This is a genomic window from Streptomyces sp. cg35, assembly GCF_050410835.1.
Taxonomy (GTDB): Bacteria; Actinomycetota; Actinomycetes; order Streptomycetales; family Streptomycetaceae; genus Streptomyces.
Window position 1 is genome coordinate 3,312,463 of record NZ_CP191268.1, and the last position, 17,305, is coordinate 3,329,767.

Below are 17,305 nucleotides of genomic sequence, written 5' to 3' on the forward strand. Positions count from 1 at the left end.
GGTGTACGCCGGGCGCCGCGTGAGCTCAACGCCAGGCAGGTGCTATGTAGTTGAGGTACAGCCATGCGCCCAGCGACCGCTGCCCGGCCGACACCCGCGCCGCGCCTGCGCCTTCCGGTTCACCGTCGGTCACCCGCATGGGGACGCGGTGGGCCGGCACCGGCACGGTGTCGCCCTCACGCACCGGCACGAACGCGGACAGGGGCGCGGTGCCCTGCGTCCCGGTGGACTCGGTGATCTGCGCCGTGGCGATGTCGGCACGGGTGACCATGCCTTGGCGTTCGAGCGAGACCTTCGCCCCCGCGTGCAGCGCGTCCCGGTCAGCCGTACCGGACAGGACGAGCGTCGTGCGCCCGCCTTCCGTGACGTAACCGCCGGTGATCGTGTACGGGACGGACACGAAGGCCGCCACGGCTGTCGCCGCCCCGCCGACGAGGAGCCAGACCGCCGTGATCCGGCCGGTGCGGGCGCCGGCCTCCCGTGCCTGCCGGGTCAGCCGACGGCCCCCGGTCCAGGCGCGGTACAAGAGAGCGCAGACTCCCGTGAGAACGAGCGAGGCGCCGACGAGCCCGGTGCCCTGGATGAGGCCGAGCCAGAGCGAACAGGCGACGGCGATCAGGTAGAGCGGGAACGCCATGGAGGCCAGGCCGAACGCCACCGACCAGCGCAGCTGCGGAAGTTCACGGGTGTACCCCGTACCGCCGAAGAGCGACCTGGCCAGGAAGGAGCGGGCGTCCGTCATGGTCCGGTCTCGCAGGTGCGGCAGGTCGAGGTGGCTCATCAGGGCGATGTAACCGTCGAGCTTCACGAACGGCAGCAGGTTGAGCAGGCTTGTCGTATAGGTCGAGACGGCGAAGACGAGGACCGCGTCCCAGGCGTTGAGTGCCCCGCCGGTCCCGCCTGCCGCCCACGCGGTGAGCGCGGCGGTGCCGGCGATCATCGTCTGGGTGGCGATGCCCGCGACGGCGACCTGGACACGCTGCTGCCGGTGCGGCAGCCGCCAGCCGTCGGAGACGTCGCAGAAGAAGGCAGGCGTCAGGTAGAAGAGCATGACGCCCATGCGGCTGGGTTTGCCGCCGTGGTGGGCCAGGACGAGACCGTGCCCCAGCTCGTGCAGCGCGGTGGTGACGATCGAGGCGCAGGCAAGGGCTGCCAGATAGCTGAGCGGCAGGGGCTCGCCGAGCGCCCGGTAGACGTCGGGGGCCTGAAGTGCGAGAGCCAGCACACCGCCCACCGAGAGCAGCAGGGCGCACACGGCACCGGCCCGGCCCGCCAGCAGGCCGAGCAGTGGCGTCAGCCGCTGGAGCAGGCGGTCCGGACGAAGAACCGTGAACTGGAACGTCAGCGGGGGCACGTATTTGAACCGGGCTCCGCTGTGGCGGCGCTTCATGCCGTCCGCGATCAGGTCCATCCGGTCGAGGCGCTCCACGGCCCGCCCGACATCACCTTCGCGCCACGGCGGCCCGAGTACCTGCACAAGACCGGCGTGGTCGCGTGCCCCGTCCATGGACCGCAGCAGCCGCACCATGTCGGCGCCGACGCGGATGTAGTGCTGGGATCCGCGCTGCACCAGCCAGGGTGCCCCGTCCTCGATGGGGTCGTGCACCTGGACGTCGGGGGCGAGGCGGGGACGTGCCAGCAGCGCGGCACGCTCCTCGGCGGTGGGCTCCGCTGCCTTGCCGCGGGGGCGGGTCAGCAGCGCGCCGCCGCGCTTCACAGCACGTCCCGACGGTGCAGGAACCGGTGCGCCAGGAACCCGGCGACGGCCAGCCAGGCGCCGATCACCACGAACGCCCAGGGTTCGGCGAGCAGTTCGGGCTTGCCGTCGCGGTACACGGAGCTCATGGCGATGGTCATGGTGAACTTGCCGATGACCGGCGCCACCCGCAGCAGCGCCTCGTCGACGAACAGGGTCAGCCCGAGCACCGTCGCCACCGCGGCGGCCTGGTTCCGCAGGATCCAGCCGAGCAGAACCCCCCAGGGCGCGCCGAGCACCGTCACCACGAACACGCCGACGAGCGTGAGCGTCGTCTCCTGGGTCCACGCCGGATCGTGCTCGGTGCTCCGCAGGAAGATCCATGGTGAGACGGCCGCGCAGACGGTGGCCAGCAGCCCGAAGGCGACCCCCATCGCGGTGCCGACGGCCAGCTTCGCCACGAGCAGCCGGGTCCGGCCGCCGCTGAGCAGCACCGACCGGCCGACCGCGCCCGCCTGGTACTCACGGCTCACGTAGACGGCGCCGAGCAGCGCGGACATCAACAGCATCATGAACCAGGAGCGCACCAGCTGGTCCGTGACGTCCTGGATGGTGGTGGCGCCCTTGGCGATGTCGGCGTCACCACTGGCGACGTATCCGCTGCCGGCCAGGACGCACAGCACCGTGCCGATGAGGGCCAGCGACCAGGCGGCCCGTCCGGACCACACCTTCGCCCATTCGGCGGCCAGCAGATCACGCATGGACGGACTCCTCGGTCGTGGCAGCGTCGACGAGCTCGAAGAAGCGGTCCTCCAGTCGGACCTCGCCACCGCGGGTGAGGTCGTGCAGGGAACCGCTGTAGCGCAGGGAGCGGTCGATGACGACCACGTCGTCGACGGTCTGCTCCACCTCGGCCAGCAGATGGCTGGAGATCAGGACCGTACGTCCCTCGTCGGCCAGGGAACGCAGGAAGGTGCGGAGCCAGCGGATTCCATCGGGGTCGAGGCCGTTGGCGGGCTCGTCGAGAATCAGCAGTTCAGGGTCGGCCAGCAGCGCGGAGGCCAGGGCGTGGCGCTGCTTCATGCCGGTGGAGTAGCCATTGATCTTACGGTCGGCCCGGTCGCCGAGACCGACCCGCTCCAGTACCTCGTCGACGCGGCGCGCGGGCAGTCCGAGCATGCGCGCCCAGATCCGCAGGTCGCGCCGGCCGCTGAGCCCCGGCAGGGCGCCGATGCCGTCCATGCTGACGCCGATCCGGTGGGCGGCGTGCGGCAGTTCGGCGTACCGGTGGCCGAAGACCGTGGCCTCGCCCGCGGTGGGAGCGGTCAGTCCGAGCAGCATGCGCAGGGTGGTCGTCTTGCCCGCGCCGTTGCGGCCGAGCAGGCCGACGATCCGGCCGGAACCGGCCTCGAAGGTGACGTCCTGGACAGCGGTCACCCGGCCGAAGCTCTTGGTCAGCCTTGTGCAGGTGACGACCGGGCCGCCGGTCATGCCTTCCTCGCCGCGCGCACGTTGAGTGTCATACGGACGACACAGCCGAGGAGGGCGATCGTGAAGGCGGCCTGTCCGATCCGGGCCGCGGTTCCGTCGAGCGTCATCTGGCAGAAGGCGAGCCCGACGACCAGCAGCGGAATCGCATAGGCGATCTTCTGGTTGGACTTGGCCCGTGTCTGAGCCTGCTTCTTCGACATGCCTTCCCTCTCGGTTGCTTGATGCCGCGCTCACATGGCCGCGGACCCGGTTGCGGGCGGTCAGCTGCCCGCCCGCAACCGGGTTGGTCCCTCAGCCCGCAGTCACAGCTCGGGGTGTGACCGCGGGCGGACGGGTGGTGCTCAGGTGACGGCGACGCCGCCGTAGATGGCGCTCACGGCGACGGACACCGTGACGCCGTCCTTGAAGTTGGACCAGAAGCCCGGGGCCTCCATGGCCTCCAGCTCCTGCATGTCCAGCTCCAGCGCGGAGATGTCGAGGTTGTTCTCCTGCATGCTCTTCACCTCCTCTCAAAGGCTCGTGACGATTCGGTGGTACCGGCGGCCGTAGTGGGACGGCCCGGGACCAAGATCAGGTGAGGACGGTCGCCACGACGCTGTACGTGACAGCGCCGCTGACACCGGCGCCGCTGACGTAGCCGGTCACGGACCAGAAGCCCGGCGCCTCCATGGCCTCCAGCTCCTGCATGCCGAGCTCCAGCGCGGGCGTGAAGTCCTGCGCGGCGTTCTCGATCGCCTGCATATCTGTCCCCCCTCCTTGTCTGTGCTGTTCCTTCAGGGCATCCGCCGTCGTACGCCCGGGCATGCGGCGACGGAAGTCTTCGTGTGCGGGCTCCCCTACGAGGGTTCGTCCCGGGTGGCCTGGCGCAGCAGGCCCGTGATGTCGGCGGCGGTGAGGCCGTCGAGCATCGGCAGGCCCGCGCCCCAGGCGCGCAGCGCTCGGGCCGATACGGCCTTCAGCTGCGCGTCGTCCGCCGTGAGGCTCCGGTCCACGCGCCAGGCGTCGGCCAGTTCTGCCACGCCGGTGGCCGGGTCGACGGACAACTCTCGTGGTCCGGCCGTCCGTAGCGCCTGCCACAACCGGGCAAGGCGAGGGCCGGAGCCGAGCCTGCTGTCGCCGTCGGTGACGGCCTGCCACAGAGGCGGCAGGAGCGCGGTGACGGCCGTCATCTTGCGGACCCCGAGGGCCGACGACAGCTCGTTGGCGAGGTACCAGCCCTTGCTCGCGTACGGCGGACGTCCCAGCACCACCCAGCCCGCGTGGCTGAGCCCACTGACCTTGGCCGCCTCGGCGCGCAGCCGAGCGTGCCCGGCCTCGTCCCCGGCCGTCCGCGCCGCGTGCAACTCCCATCCGAGCCGTACCGCGCGCATCATCAGCGTCTCGGCGAGCGCGTCCTCGGTGGGCGCGTCCCCGTGGTCTCCGACGTACAGCCCCGTCAGCCGGAACAGCACCTCGAGGACGCCCTCCGCGACGAGTTCGTGCGGCAGGGTCGATGTCGCCAACGGGTCGATCACGGCCGCGTCCGGGTACAGGGACGCTCCCATGACGAGGCGTTTGGCACCGGACACGGTCAGGCACGCCACCGAGCTGCATTCCGAACCGGTGCCGAGCGTGGTCGGTACGGCGACGAGTGCCGCGCGGGCCGGTGCCGGAACGGCCGGCAGCAGCACCAGGCCGCTGCGCTGCGGTGTGGCGAGCCGGGCCCGGGTGTCAGGGACCGCGTTCATCTGCACGGCCAGCTTCGCCCGGTCGAGCAGCGAGCCGCCGCCGACCCCGACGACGAGCCGCACACCGGAGAGGCGGTCCGCCAGCGTCTCCACTTCCGCGAGACCGCCGGAACCCGAGAGTTCGACGGTCTCGACTTCATGGCCGGCCCTGGCGAGCTGCTCGTGGACACGGGTGGTCACCGGAGCATCGGCCACGGCGCCGTCGACGACGAGCGTGCTCGCGCGTTCCGCACGGTTGCGCAGCCAAGGCGCCAGGCCGTCGCAGCCGTACATCATGAGCGTCGGGCAGTGCCAGCCGAGCGTCATGCGCCGCCCTCCGCGTTCCGTGCCGTCCGCGCGTACGCGGTCAGGCCCGTGCGGACGCACTCCATCAGCTCGGTCAGTTCGTCCTCGGTGTAGGTGAGGGCCGGGAAGAGCTGGATGCCGTGCAGGCCGGGGTGGACGATGGCGCCCGCGTCGCGGATCGCGGCGACGAGCGCCGGCACCTCGGAGTTCGGCAGGGCCGAGCCGTCGGCCCCGCGCACCCGCACGGAGCGGAAACAGCCGATGCCGGTGGTCGCGGATACGTCGGGGTGCTCGGACACCAGCCGCCCGAGTTCGGTGTCGAGCCGGTCGGCGAGACGACGGCCGCGCGCCACCGCGTCCAGCCTGCGCATCTCGTCCAGCGTCGCCAGGATCGCCGCGCAGGTCACCGGTGTACCGGCTTGCGTCTCACCGTGGGTCAGGAGGGCACCGGAGCCGGTGAACTCGTCCGCGACCTGGTGTGAGGCGATGACGACCGCGGCCGCACAGGTGCCGTTGGTCAGGCCCTTGGAGGCGACGAGCAGATCCGGTTGTCCGGGCCAGCGCTGCGAGGCGAAGAAGCTGCCGGTACGGCCGAACCCGGTGGCCACCTCGTCGGCCACCAGCAGGAACCCGTGGACGTCGCGCAGTCGGAGCAACTCGGCGACGTACGCGTCGTCGAGCGGTACGGCCCCGGTGCCGAGCACTGGTTCGACGACGACGGCGGCGATCTGCGCGCCCTGCCGTTGCAGCAGGGTCGCCAGCTCGTCCGGGTCGTTCGGCGTGACGTGCCGCACGAGTCGCTGGTCGACCCCGTACACCTGTTGCCCCAGGTCGTCACCGGTCAGGGAGAACGAGCCGTAGGTCAGTCCGTGATAGCTGCCGCGCAGTCCGACCACGACCTTGCGCCGGGGCGTGCCCCGCAGCGCGTGGTACTGCCGTGCCAGTTTCATCACCAGGTCGTTGGCCGCGCCGCCGGACGTGGAGAACAGCACCTTGCCGTAGTGCCCGGCGCCGCACAGGTCGACCAGCTCCGCCGCGGCCCGGCGGGCGTAGGCGTTCTCGTACCGGAAGACGCTCAGGTACGAGGCGTCGCGCAGGGCCCGCGCGGTCGCGTCCGCGATCACGGGGTTGCCATAGCCGAGGTTGGTGTTCCACAACCCACTCGAACCACAGAGGAGTTGACGTCCGTCGGCGAAGCGGACCCTCACTCCTTCGGCGGCGACCGCGCACAGGTCGTCCCTGCCGTGATCGGCGGGGGACAGCAGGGACGGCCACAGGGCGGTCGTGCCCTCGGCGACCGCGGGTGGTCGGCGGTCCGCACCGGTGGCGCTCATGCCGTCACCTCCATTTCGAGCAGGACGTCGCGGTGCCGTGCGCCGCCCGTGGGCAGCGGATGGCGGGCCACGAGCGACAGTCCGGCGACGGTCGTCTCATCGATGAGCAGGTCGGCGGGCACGATCGCGATGGAGCTCGTGAAGACGGGCACCGGCCCGTCCTGCGCTCCGTCGGTGTCACCGGGGAAGACGGTGACCTTGCGGGTGGTGGCACCGGACGGCCAGTACTCGTGCATGCGGTACACGCGCCCGCTGGCGCCGGCCAGCTCATACACGTTCTCGTCGGATCCGGGCCCCTCGCCGTCCTCGCCCTCCACGCCGTTCCCGGGCAGGGCGTCATCGACCGTGGAGATCAGGAAGCGTCCGCCCGGAGCGAGGTGCTCACGCACCGCCGCGAACAGTCCTGCCCTGCCTGGTGCGTCGAGGAGCGACACGGATGTCGTGCCCAGGACGATCGCGCCGAAGCGCTGCCCCAGATCGAACCGGCTCATGTCGCCACGCACCGGCGTGCAGCGCTCCCTCAGCCGCACGGGGGCCGATGCCAGACGCTCGTCCAGGGCGGCGAGCATGCCCGGGGACAGTTCGAGTGCGGTCACATGACGCCCGGTGGCAAGCAGTGGAAGGGTCAGCCGACCGGATCCTGCCGCGAGTTCGAGGACCGGTCCGGTCGACTGCCGTACCAGGGCGACCAGTTCCCGCACCTCGTGCGTGTCGCTCGCTGTGATGTCGTGGTAGACCGCCGACCCCGCCTCGTCGTACAGGTCGTGCAGTTCCGCCCGGTCGCCGAGTTCCGCCAGCAGGGCTCCGGCACGTCCCGGCAGCCGGCCGAGGGCAGGGACGGTATCGGTGGGGGACGTCACCTTGTCGCTCCGGCCAACTCGTCGCCGCTACCGGCGGTTTCACCGGAGACGGGCACCAGCCGCACTCCGCCGGCCGCGAAGGTTCGGACCACCTCGGCGAGCAGCACCCGGTCCGCGACGGCTGACGCCGCGTCCAGAGAACCCCGGACCAGCAGGGCTTCCACCGCTTCGCCCGCCGTACGGCTGATCCGGAAGGTCCGGCCCTCCGCCCGGACGAACGCGGCGTCATCCGTCCACAGCAGCAGCGGCACGGCGGCGTCATCGACGTCATGGCAGCCGACGACGGGCTCAGGGGATTCCGCGGGCACCGGAGCAAGCCGGCCTCCGAATCCCGACACCCGGATCTGTGACTCCCCTCGCGCCCGCAGTTCGCGTACTGCCTCGATCGCCTTCAGGTAACGCCCGATCCAGGGGCGGCCGGCCAGCTCTCGTACCCGTATGCCGTCGTCGACGACATCTGCGAGGGCGGCGGCGCACGGCAGTGCACTGAGAGTGTTCGCCTTCTCCCACCGCTCGGTCACGGCACCGAAGAGGTGCGGGCCGTCGTCGATGCGCGCCAGCTCGAGACCCCCCGGTCCGGTGCTGATGGAGCCGTCGGCCCGTACATACAGCCGGGTGCGTGGGCCGTCGTCGGCAAGATCGGCTCCCAGCGCGGCGACGTCCGTGAGCTGGACGGCGGGGTCGGTCACGAACGAGGGGAACGTGCCCTCGCTGAACGCCGCGTCGGCGTCGGTGAGGAACGCCTCGAAGTCCCCGTCCTCCATGACGCGGACGAGCGTCGCTCCGATCACCGACATGTAGGCGGACGTGCCGTAGTCCTGCGTCTGCAGGTAGAAGGTGTCGTCGTCCTCCAGGACGAGGTCGCCGCCGGGCTCGCCCAGCGAACCCTCGTACCCCATGACGAGCGCCACCCGGCGGTCGGCGGCGGCGTCCGCCGGCGCGCCCGGAGCGAAGACGGCCGAGCCGGGCCCGACGAGATCGGAGGCGAGCACGGCGGCCAGGTGGGCGTCGCTCTCCACGACGACCGTCACACTGCCCTGCATGCCGGCATGGGCCGCGCCCGGCAGCGGCTGCCCGGTCCCCCAGGACATCAGGTGCCGCCTGGCCAGAGAAAGCCGATTCCGGCTCACCTTTTCCACCTTCCCCGTCATGCGAGTGCACCCAGAATTGTCTTGAGGTCGCTCATGGCAGCTTTCGGGCCGTACACGTTGCACACGCCCGTAAGATTCAGAATGATTTCGTCGACACCGGCCTTGCGATACTCCGAAAGCCTGTCCGCGATCTGACCGATGTCGCCGTGCACAAATGCTCCACCGTCGATCATTCGGCGAGCCGCATCCGGCAGTTCGAGGCCGGAGATGTCGATTCCGGCTTTTTTTAGCATGTCGATGTAGTGCGGTGCCTGCATATGTGCCGCATTGCTGGCGATCACCATGTCCGTGGGCGCCCTGTCCGGCCGGTCGAGCGCTACGGGCACGATCGCCGAGAGCCGCGGTGTCGCCCGGTCGCCGGTGGCCGCGCCGTCGCGCATCGCGGGCAACACGGTGTGCTCCAGATACGACGCCGGGGTCAGCCAGGTGATCGAGACGTCCGCGATCTCTCCGGCCAGTCGCGCCATACCCGGTCGCAGCACTCCGAGTCCGAGATCGATCGGCGGCGCGACAGCCGGCCCCATCCGTGCACGGCAGGAGAAGTACTCGCCCCGCACATCGACCTCGGCGCCGTCGAGCAGTCCGCGCACGATGGTCAGGTACTCCCGCACCGCCGTCAGCGGGCTTCGGTAGGGGGCGCCCATCAGGCTGGTCTGGAAGGACCGGCCCGCCGGGCCGAATCCGGCCACCACCGACTCCCCCGTGGCGAGGGCGAGAGAGCGCACTTGGTGGGCCGCCTCGTACGGATGCCGCAGCGGCATCAGCGTGACCCCGAGTCCGGTCGGCACCCGGAAGCCGGCGCCGGCCGCGGAGGCGAAGCCCTGGAACGGCTCCACCAGCATGGCCTGCCCTTGCCACAGCCGACGCGCCCCGGTCCACTCCACCAGCGCGGCGTATTGCAGCAACTGCTCCGGCCTACGCGGCAGGAACGGCATGAGCACCGAGTACTCGGTCATGTCCCCCCGACCTTCTGAATGCCGCGCACCAGAATTCTGTATGCGCGGAACATTTCGATCCGTGCCGTGACCGGCATCCCCCTGCGCCGACCGGCAAGAAGAAATCTATGGCTCGACACACACGGAATCCCCGTACCCGGGGCCGGTTTCTTCCCCTACCAGGGGATGGGGTTACCCCTACTTCCGATGGGGCCCGATCGCCCGGTTCCTCGGACGTGGCCAAAAACTCGGGCACAGGCATACCCTCACGCCAAGAACGGCACCGTTTCAGGTCGCCAAATCTCTCAAGTCTCCCGGCCCACTGCGGAAAGGTCCGCCCATGCCTCGTGTCTCGGTCGTCTGCCCCACGTACAACAGAGGTCCGGCGATCGTGCCCACACTGGAGTCCGTACAGGCACAGTCGGTCGACGACTGGGAGATGATCGTGATCTCCGACGGCAGCGACGACGACACCGACGACGTGGTGCGGACGGCCGCCCGCCACGATCCCCGCATCCGATTTCTGCGCGCGAACCGCCATGGCCACCCCAGCGGCCCACGCAACCTCGCCCTGGAGCACGCCCGCGGAGAGATCGTCGCCTACGTGGATCATGACGACACGTGGTTTCCCGAACACCTGGCCGTACTGCTGACCACCTTCGACAAGGGTGCGGAGGCGGTGGCCACCGGAAACGTCACTGTCGATCGCGACGGCGCACGCACAGCCGCCTCGACCTCCCTGGACATGTGCTGGCACCCTGAATTCCAGCTCTTCGCCCCACTGTTCGAGCCGTCGCGGGTGGCTCACCGACGCGGCCTCGTCGAGCGGGTGGGCGGCTGGCGTCCCGGGGTGGGGCTGGAGGACTGGGATCTGTGGCTCCGGCTGACGGATGCCGGAACCCGCTTCACTACGGTCACGGACCGTACGGCCGCGCTCCTCGACGACACGGGAACGCGCCGTCACCGCACGTCCCGCCCGCACCGCCTGCCACTCGTCGTCCTCGACGACCCCCGCGCGGCGCGTCGTCTGCTGGACTTGGTCCGGGAACCGTCCAGGGACGAGGCACTTCGGGATGCTTGTGCGCGCGACCTGCAACGATGGTTTGGACGCGCCTCCTCCACCCCAGAGTTCGTACGCCCCGTCGGCTGGCATGGCGACTTCGAGCCGGAGATTCGGCGCACCGTACTCGGCCTCGACCCGCTCTGGCCCGACCTCGTCGTCGCGCCCCACCAAAGCGGCTACGCGCTCGCTCAGCGCCTGTGGTGTGCCACACGAGAACACGCTGCCCGCATAGGCGAGTTGATACAGCAGACGTATCAGGACCAGCTTGCGCTACTGGCGGCATGGGGAAGAAGTGCCGGTGGCCCAGCCCTCGACTGATCGCCATCACCTATCAGAGTCACCGGAATGATCGATTTCCCTGCATGATCCACGATGTGGCAGGGTTCTTTTCGTCCAACCCAGCACCATCGGAGGCTTTTGTGCTTTCTGTCGGAGATCAGTTCCCCGAGTTCGACCTTCAGGCTTGCGTCTCGCTCGAGAAGGGCAAGGAGTTCGAGCGGATCGATGCGGAATGGCTGAAGAAGAACCGCGAAGACAAGGGTTGGCTTGTCGTCTTCGCGTGGCCCAAGGACTTCACCTTCGTGTGCCCCACCGAGATCGCCGCCTTCGGCAAGCTGAACGAGGAGTTCGCGGACCGCGACGCGCAGGTCCTCGGCTTCTCCGGTGACTCCGAGTTCGTGCACCACGCCTGGCGCAAGGACCACCCGGACCTGACGGACCTGCCCTTCCCGATGCTGGCCGACTCGAAGCACGAGCTCATGCGTGACCTCGGCATCGAGGGCGAGGACGGCTTCGCGCAGCGCGCCGTCTTCATCGTCGACCAGAACAACGAGATCCAGTTCACGATGGTGACCGCCGGCAGCGTCGGCCGTAACCCCAAGGAGGTCCTCCGGGTCCTCGACGCGCTGCAGACGGACGAGCTGTGCCCGTGCAACTGGAGCAAGGGCGACGAGACCCTGGACCCGGTCGCGCTGCTCTCCGGCGAGTGAACGGAGCTTTCTGACATGGCACTTGACGAACTGAAGTCCGCCATACCGGACTACGCCAAGGACCTGAAGCTCAACCTGGGCTCGGTCATCGGCAACTCGGACCTGCCGCCGCAGCAGCTGTGGGGCACGGTCCTGGCGTGCGCCATCGCCTCCCGCTCGCCGCGCGTCCTGCGCGAGCTGGCGCCCGAGGCCGAGGCGAACCTGTCGCCCGAGGCGTACAAGGCCGCCAAGTCGGCCGCCGCCATCATGTCGATGAACAACGTCTTCTACCGCACCCGCCACCTGCTCTCGGACTCCGAGTACGGGACGCTGCGCGCGGGCCTGCGGATGAACGTCATCGGCAACCCGGGGGTCGACAAGGTCGACTTCGAGCTGTGGTCGTTCGCGGTCTCCGCGATCAACGGCTGCGGCATGTGCCTCGACTCGCACGAGCAGGTGCTCCGCAAGGCCGGGGTCGACCGCGAGGTCGTCCAGGAGGCGTTCAAGATCGCTTCGGTGATCCAGGCGGTGGCCGTCACGGTCGACGCCGAGGATGTCCTGGCGTAAGCCGCACACAAAGGTCTGGCCCCGTCGCTTTCGCGGCGGGGCCAGACTTTTGTGCTGTGGGGCCACGGGGCCCCGCTCCTCAGTCGCCGGAGGGGCTTGCGGAACCGGTGGGGTCGGACGGGCCGGAGGGGCTTGTGGAGCCTGACGCGCCGTCGGTGTGAGCCGGCGGTGCGCTCACCGGCGCGAGGTCCATCGCGGTCGCGCCGTGCGGCGCCGGCGCCTGCCTGATCGCGGCTTCCTGGGACCAGGACCGCAGATAGACGACCACCGTGTTGGTCACGGCGACGAGCGGCACGGCCACCACCGCTCCCCCGATCCCCGACACCATCCCACCGGCGGCGACCGACAGCACGACCGCCAGGGGATGCACCCGCACCGCACGTCCGAGGATGAACGGCTGCAGGATGTGGCCCTCGATCTGCTGCACGGCGAGGACGACCACCAGCACCATCACGGCGGTGAACACGCCCTGCGTCACCAGCGCCACGACCACGGCGAGCGCGCCCGAGACGACGGCGCCGACCAGCGGGATGAACGCGAACAGGAAGATGAAGACGGCCAGCGGCACCGCCATCGGCACCCCGAGGAAGAAGATGCCGAGGCCGATGAAGATGGCGTCGATCAGGGCGACTATCACCGTGCCGCGCACGTACGCCGTCAGCGTCCGCCACGCCCGCGGGCCCGCGCCCGCGATGCCCGGCCGGGCCTGCGCCGGGACGAGCTTGAGCGTCCACTCCCAGATGCGCCGGCCGTCGTAGAGCAGGAACAGCGTCGAGAACATCGCCAGCAGAATGCCGGTCAGCGCCTCGACGATGACGGTGACGCCCTCCAGACCCGCCGTCGTGAGCTCGTCCGTGTTGGCGCCGATGGCCTCGCGCAGCGACTTCGCGATGTCGTTGATCGTGTCCTCGGTGACGTGGAACGGGCTGTTGAGGAGCCATTTGCGCAGCTCGTCGATGCCGTCCTGCACCTGGTTGGAGAGGTTGTCGATGTTCTCCTGGACCTGCCAGACGACGAACCAGCCGACCAGCCCCATGATGACGAAGCCGAGGATGGCGGTGAGGGCCGTGGCGAGTCCGCGCGGGACGCCGCGGCGGCGCAGCCGTGCCACCGTCGGCTGCAGCAGCGCGGTGATGAGCAGCGCCGCGACGAACGCGAACACCACCAGCTGCACCGAGCTGATGACCCTTATCAGGATCCAGACCGTGCCGGCGAGCACGAGGAGGCGCCAGGCGGCCTCCGCGGCGACCCGCAGTCCCCACGGCACCGCCGTGGCCGGTTCGGGCCGGGCCGCTATGGCCGGCGCGTACCGCGGCGGCGCGGGCACGTGGTCCTGCGAGGGATCGTCGGCTGCCGGTTTGTCGGACACCGCCTCGGTCTCCGTGCGCCGCACGGCAGTTGGAGCGGGCGGGCCGGGCAGATCCCCGTCCGACCGCTCGGCCTCGGCGCGGCGCTCGTCCAGACGCTCGCCCACCTTGCTGATACCGGCGCCGACTCTGCCGAGCCAGCCTGGAACACGCGACATGATTCGTCCTTTTCCCCCGTGCGCTCTCACCACTCCCCCCGGAGTCCGTGGCTCCGACCGTACATGGACGGAGCCCCTCACCGTAGGACGGTGAGGGGCTCCGCAGGGTTGAGCGGTGTCCTGCTCAGTACCAGCTGTTGGCCTGCCAGAACGACCAGGCCTCGCACGGGCTGCCGTAGCGCCCGTTCATGTAGTTGAGGCCCCACTTGATCTGGGTGGCCGGGTTCGTCTGCCAGTCGGCGCCCGCCGAGGAGTACTTGGAGGCGGGCAGTGCCTGGAAGAGACCGTAGGCGCCGGAGGAGGCGTTGGTGGCCTTGTAGTTCCAGCTGGACTCGTGGTCCACGATGTTGCTGAAGCACTGGAACTGACCGGACGGCACCATCTGACGCGCCATCGCCTGGATCTGGCTGACCGAGTACGAGGCCTGCGTAGCGAAGCTGGAGGCGTCGCGGGTCGCGGAACGGCTGGCGGCCTTCTTGGCCTCCTCGCGCTCCTTGGCCTCCTGCTCGGCCTTCTCCTTCGCGGCCTGCGCGTCCTTCTGCTTGGCGACGGCGTCCTCGGCGGCCTGCTTGCGAGCCGCTTCCTCCGCACTCTTCTGCGCCGCGTTGTCGGCCGCGATGGCCTGCGTCTGTGCCTGCTGAGTCAGCGACGCGGTCTGAACCTGCGCCTGCTGACCGGCGGGTATGTCGGCGAGGAGGGTCGCGTCGCCGGCCGTTGCCTCAGCCTCGTTCGAGGGCTGAGCGGTGCTGCCCGAGGCAACACCCACGACGGCGCCGACAGTGGTGACCGCGGTGGCCGAGGCCACTGCGAATCCCCGGACCGAAATCCGGCTCACACGGTTTCCTTCCAGCATCGCCCGCTGGAGTGTGACCCTCGCGGACGCAATCGTGCCCCCAGCACTGGCCTCCCACCTGACGGGTCACGGGAGGCACGGGCCCGGTGGGCAACTCCCGTTCGGGAGCGCCGCGTGGTGCTCGGGCGGCATACGACGGTCTCTATGAAGTTCAGTTGCAGCCGAGGCTGCGGTGATGCCGTACCGCTGGGGGTACACAAGTGTCGTATGCGGGGCCTGACAGGACCGTGACTCTGCCGTATCGGGACGCCGCAAGGCAATTCTGTGCCGGGTGGCAAACGTCACACCCCGTTTGCCCCAGGGGTTTTCCGGAAACGCGCACGCGGCGAGGCGCCGCCCGGCTAAGCTCTCTGGCTTCTCCGGACGGCGCCAAATGGGACCAACTGGTGCTGTCTACCTCAGATCTGACCGTCCTCCAGCATTTCGGTCACCAGGGCCGCGATCTGCGACCGCTCCGAGCGGGTGAGCGTGACGTGCGCGAACAGCGGATGCCCCTTCAGCTTCTCGACGACCGCGACGACACCGTCGTAGCGCCCGACCCGAAGGTTGTCGCGCTGGGCGACGTCGTGAGTGAGGACCACACGCGAGTTCGCCCCGATACGGGACAGAACGGTCAACAGGACGTTCCGTTCCAGGGATTGGGCCTCGTCCACGATCACGAACGCGTCGTGCAGCGACCGGCCGCGGATGTGCGTGAGCGGCAGCACCTCCAGCATCCCGCGGGCCGTGACCTCCTCGATGACCTCGCGCGAGGTGACCGCCGAGAGAGTGTCGAAGACGGCCTGCGCCCACGGCCCCATCTTCTCGGCCTCGGTGCCCGGCAGATAGCCGAGCTCCTGCCCGCCGACCGCGTACAGCGGACGGAAGACCATCACCTTCTTGTGCTGGCGCCGCTCCAGCACGGCCTCCAGGCCCGCGCACAGGGCGAGCGCGGACTTGCCGGTGCCGGCCCGGCCGCCCATCGAGACGATGCCGATGTCCGGGTCGAGGAGCAGATCGAGCGCGATCCGCTGCTCGGCGCTGCGCCCCTTGAGGCCGAACGCCTCCCGGTCGCCGCGCACCAGCCGGACGTTGCCCTCGGGTGTGACGCGGCCGAGCGCCTTGCCGCGCTCGGAGTGGATCGTCAGACCCGTGTGCACGGGAAGGTCCGCGGCCTCGGGAACGTAGAGGCTGTCCTCCTCGAAGAGCAGGTCGACCTGCTCGGCGGGCAGCGTCAGTTCGGACATTCCGGTGAAACCGGAGTCCGTGATGGCGAGCTCGGCGCGGTACTCCTCGGCGAGGAGGCCGACCGAGGACGCCTTGATCCTGAGCGGCAGATCCTTCGACACGACCGTGACGTCGAACCCCTCGGCCTGCAGATTGCGCGCGACCGCGAGGATGCGGGAGTCGTTGTCCCCGAGGCGGTAGCCCGAGGGCAGGACGCTGGGGTCGGAGTGGTTGAGCTCGACGCGCAGCGTGCCGCCCAGTTCCCCGGTGGGGATCGGGGCGTCCAGACGCCCGAAGCGGATGCGGTAGTCGTCCAGCAGGCGCAGGGCCTGCCGGGCGAAGTACCCCAGCTCCGGATGCTGCCGTTTGGCCTCCAACTCCGTGACCACCACGACGGGAAGCACCACTTCGTGCTCGTCGAATCGGGTCATGGCGTTCGGATCGGCCAGCAGGACGCTGGTGTCGAGAACATAGGTGCGCCGGTCAGGCTTGTGGCGCTTGTTGCTGGTCACCACGGAAGGACGTACCCCCTCGGATGAGGTCGGGGAGCGACGGAGGGCTTGCTGGGCCGGGAGGGCGGGAGAGACTCACCGGTCTCCGGCCGCGCTGCACGGGCCGAGAGCCGGCCCTCCAAGTCGTCATCCGTACTCATCTGCGTACGGTCGTCCTGGTGCAAGGGGCCTCCCGGGCGGACGGCCCCGTGCCGTCCGCTGAGAACCGGCGTCCGTGGTTCGGACACCGACCTGGGAGGGTTATTCCCTCGAACACGCGCAGCCATGCCACGGCATAGGACGGCGCGTACGTTAACTCCTGATGACCTGCGTCCCCCGTGACGTGGGGTCAGCCCCCGTAACGCCGGTGCCGGGCCGCGTAGTCGCGCATCGCGCGCAGGAAGTCGACCTTGCGGAACGCGGGCCAGAAGACTTCACAGAAGTAGTACTCGGCGTGGGCCGTCTGCCAGAGCATGAAGCCCGACAGGCGCTGCTCGCCGCTGGTGCGGATGACGAGATCCGGGTCGGGCTGCGCCCTGGTGTAGAGGTGCTTGCCGATGAGGTCGATGTCGACGGTGTCGGCGACCTGCTCCAGCGACTGCCCCTGCTCCGCGGCGTCGAGCAGCATGGAGCGGACGGCGTCGGCGATCTCCTGGCGGCCGCCGTAGCCGATCGCGACGTTGACGACTATTCCGTCGACGTGCGCGGTGGCCTCCGAGGCCTCCTTGAGGACGGTCTGCAGGCCCGACGGCAGGATGTCGGTGGCGCCCACGTGGTGGACGCGCCAGCGGCCGTCCGCGGCGAGCGAGCGGACGGTGTCCTCGATGATGCCGAGCAGCGGGACCAGTTCCTCCTGGGGCCGGTCGAAGTTGTCCGTCGACAGCAGCCACAGCGTGACCACCTCGACGTCCGTCTCGCTGCACCAGCCGAGGAACTCCTCGATCTTGTCGGCGCCCGCCTGATGGCCCTGGGCGGTGGTGGATCCGGCGGCCTTGGCCCAGCGTCGGTTGCCATCCATGATGACCCCGATGTGCTTGGGCGCCCGGTCGTGGTCCAGGTGGCCTTCCACCCGGCGCGCGTACAGCCTGACCAGCAGGCCGCGCAGCCTCTCCCGCAGGTTCACGGTCTTTTTGCCCCTCCGTGCAGACGGCAG

18 protein-coding genes are annotated in these 17,305 nt (G+C 69.8%); 3 read left to right on the forward strand and 15 right to left on the reverse strand.

Going from position 1 to position 17,305, the window contains the following annotated elements:
* Positions 1-25 precede the first annotated feature (25 nt).
* The 11 genes from mpaP to ACQUQD_RS15115 all read right to left on the reverse strand — a co-directional run bounded on the left by mpaP (position 26) and on the right by ACQUQD_RS15115 (position 9,500).
* Positions 26-1,717: a daptide biosynthesis intramembrane metalloprotease gene (gene mpaP, locus ACQUQD_RS15065; protein WP_428952581.1), complete on the reverse strand. Its 1,692-nt coding sequence runs from the start codon at positions 1,715-1,717 to the stop codon at positions 26-28.
* On the reverse strand, positions 1,714-2,457 hold the full coding sequence (locus ACQUQD_RS15070) for an ABC transporter permease (protein ID WP_428952582.1): 744 nt from the start codon (positions 2,455-2,457) through the stop codon (positions 1,714-1,716). Before ACQUQD_RS15070 ends, mpaP begins: the two co-directional genes overlap by 4 nt.
* Complete coding sequence (locus ACQUQD_RS15075) at positions 2,450-3,187, reverse strand: ABC transporter ATP-binding protein (RefSeq protein ID WP_428952583.1); 738 nt, start codon at positions 3,185-3,187, stop codon at positions 2,450-2,452. Before ACQUQD_RS15075 ends, ACQUQD_RS15070 begins: the two co-directional genes overlap by 8 nt.
* Complete coding sequence (locus ACQUQD_RS15080; RefSeq protein ID WP_428952584.1) at positions 3,184-3,387, reverse strand: hypothetical protein; 204 nt, start codon at positions 3,385-3,387, stop codon at positions 3,184-3,186. Before ACQUQD_RS15080 ends, ACQUQD_RS15075 begins: the two co-directional genes overlap by 4 nt.
* A gap of 141 nt (positions 3,388-3,528) precedes the next feature.
* Entirely contained in the window at positions 3,529-3,681 is a 153-nt protein-coding gene (locus ACQUQD_RS15085) for a daptide-type RiPP (RefSeq protein ID WP_428952585.1), read from the reverse strand.
* Positions 3,682-3,757: 76 nt separating this feature from the next.
* Complete coding sequence (locus ACQUQD_RS15090) at positions 3,758-3,928, reverse strand: daptide-type RiPP (RefSeq protein WP_428952586.1); 171 nt, start codon at positions 3,926-3,928, stop codon at positions 3,758-3,760.
* A gap of 95 nt (positions 3,929-4,023) precedes the next feature.
* Positions 4,024-5,220, reverse strand: a complete 1,197-nt coding sequence (gene mpaC / locus ACQUQD_RS15095; protein ID WP_428952587.1) for a daptide-type RiPP biosynthesis dehydogenase — start codon at positions 5,218-5,220, stop codon at positions 4,024-4,026.
* Positions 5,217-6,533: a daptide-type RiPP biosynthesis aminotransferase gene (gene mpaD, locus ACQUQD_RS15100; protein WP_428952588.1), complete on the reverse strand. Its 1,317-nt coding sequence runs from the start codon at positions 6,531-6,533 to the stop codon at positions 5,217-5,219. Before mpaD ends, mpaC begins: the two co-directional genes overlap by 4 nt.
* On the reverse strand, positions 6,530-7,393 hold the full coding sequence (mpaM, locus tag ACQUQD_RS15105; RefSeq protein ID WP_428952589.1) for a daptide-type RiPP biosynthesis methyltransferase: 864 nt from the start codon (positions 7,391-7,393) through the stop codon (positions 6,530-6,532). Before mpaM ends, mpaD begins: the two co-directional genes overlap by 4 nt.
* Positions 7,390-8,484: a daptide biosynthesis RiPP recognition protein gene (gene mpaB, locus ACQUQD_RS15110; protein ID WP_428952590.1), complete on the reverse strand. Its 1,095-nt coding sequence runs from the start codon at positions 8,482-8,484 to the stop codon at positions 7,390-7,392. Before mpaB ends, mpaM begins: the two co-directional genes overlap by 4 nt.
* A gap of 56 nt (positions 8,485-8,540) precedes the next feature.
* Positions 8,541-9,500 (reverse strand): LLM class flavin-dependent oxidoreductase, encoded by a 960-nt coding sequence (locus ACQUQD_RS15115; protein WP_428952591.1) that lies wholly within the window; start codon positions 9,498-9,500, stop codon positions 8,541-8,543.
* 319 nt (positions 9,501-9,819) lie between these two features.
* Between ACQUQD_RS15115 and ACQUQD_RS15120 the strand changes: the two genes are divergently transcribed.
* The 3 genes from ACQUQD_RS15120 to ACQUQD_RS15130 all read left to right on the forward strand — a co-directional run bounded on the left by ACQUQD_RS15120 (position 9,820) and on the right by ACQUQD_RS15130 (position 12,077).
* Positions 9,820-10,860: a glycosyltransferase family 2 protein gene (locus ACQUQD_RS15120; RefSeq protein WP_428952592.1), complete on the forward strand. Its 1,041-nt coding sequence runs from the start codon at positions 9,820-9,822 to the stop codon at positions 10,858-10,860.
* Positions 10,861-10,961: 101 nt separating this feature from the next.
* Positions 10,962-11,531, forward strand: a complete 570-nt coding sequence (locus ACQUQD_RS15125; RefSeq protein WP_428952593.1) for a peroxiredoxin — start codon at positions 10,962-10,964, stop codon at positions 11,529-11,531.
* A 15-nt stretch (positions 11,532-11,546) separates the two neighbouring features.
* Complete coding sequence (locus tag ACQUQD_RS15130) at positions 11,547-12,077, forward strand: alkyl hydroperoxide reductase (RefSeq protein ID WP_428952594.1); 531 nt, start codon at positions 11,547-11,549, stop codon at positions 12,075-12,077.
* A 79-nt stretch (positions 12,078-12,156) separates the two neighbouring features.
* Here the strand turns inward: ACQUQD_RS15130 and ACQUQD_RS15135 are convergent, their stop codons facing one another.
* The 4 genes from ACQUQD_RS15135 to ACQUQD_RS15150 form a co-directional block, all read right to left on the reverse strand.
* Complete coding sequence (locus tag ACQUQD_RS15135; protein WP_428952595.1) at positions 12,157-13,602, reverse strand: AI-2E family transporter; 1,446 nt, start codon at positions 13,600-13,602, stop codon at positions 12,157-12,159.
* Positions 13,603-13,726: 124 nt separating this feature from the next.
* The gene (locus ACQUQD_RS15140; RefSeq protein WP_428952596.1) at positions 13,727-14,455 is read right to left on the reverse strand and encodes a lytic transglycosylase domain-containing protein; all 729 of its coding nucleotides are present in this window, start codon (positions 14,453-14,455) and stop codon (positions 13,727-13,729) included.
* 398 nt (positions 14,456-14,853) lie between these two features.
* Entirely contained in the window at positions 14,854-16,176 is a 1,323-nt protein-coding gene (locus ACQUQD_RS15145) for a PhoH family protein (RefSeq protein ID WP_428952597.1), read from the reverse strand.
* Positions 16,177-16,501: 325 nt separating this feature from the next.
* A complete protein-coding gene (locus ACQUQD_RS15150) occupies positions 16,502-17,275 on the reverse strand; it encodes an isoprenyl transferase (protein ID WP_428952598.1) in 774 nt (257 codons plus the stop codon).
* Positions 17,276-17,305 lie beyond the last annotated feature (30 nt).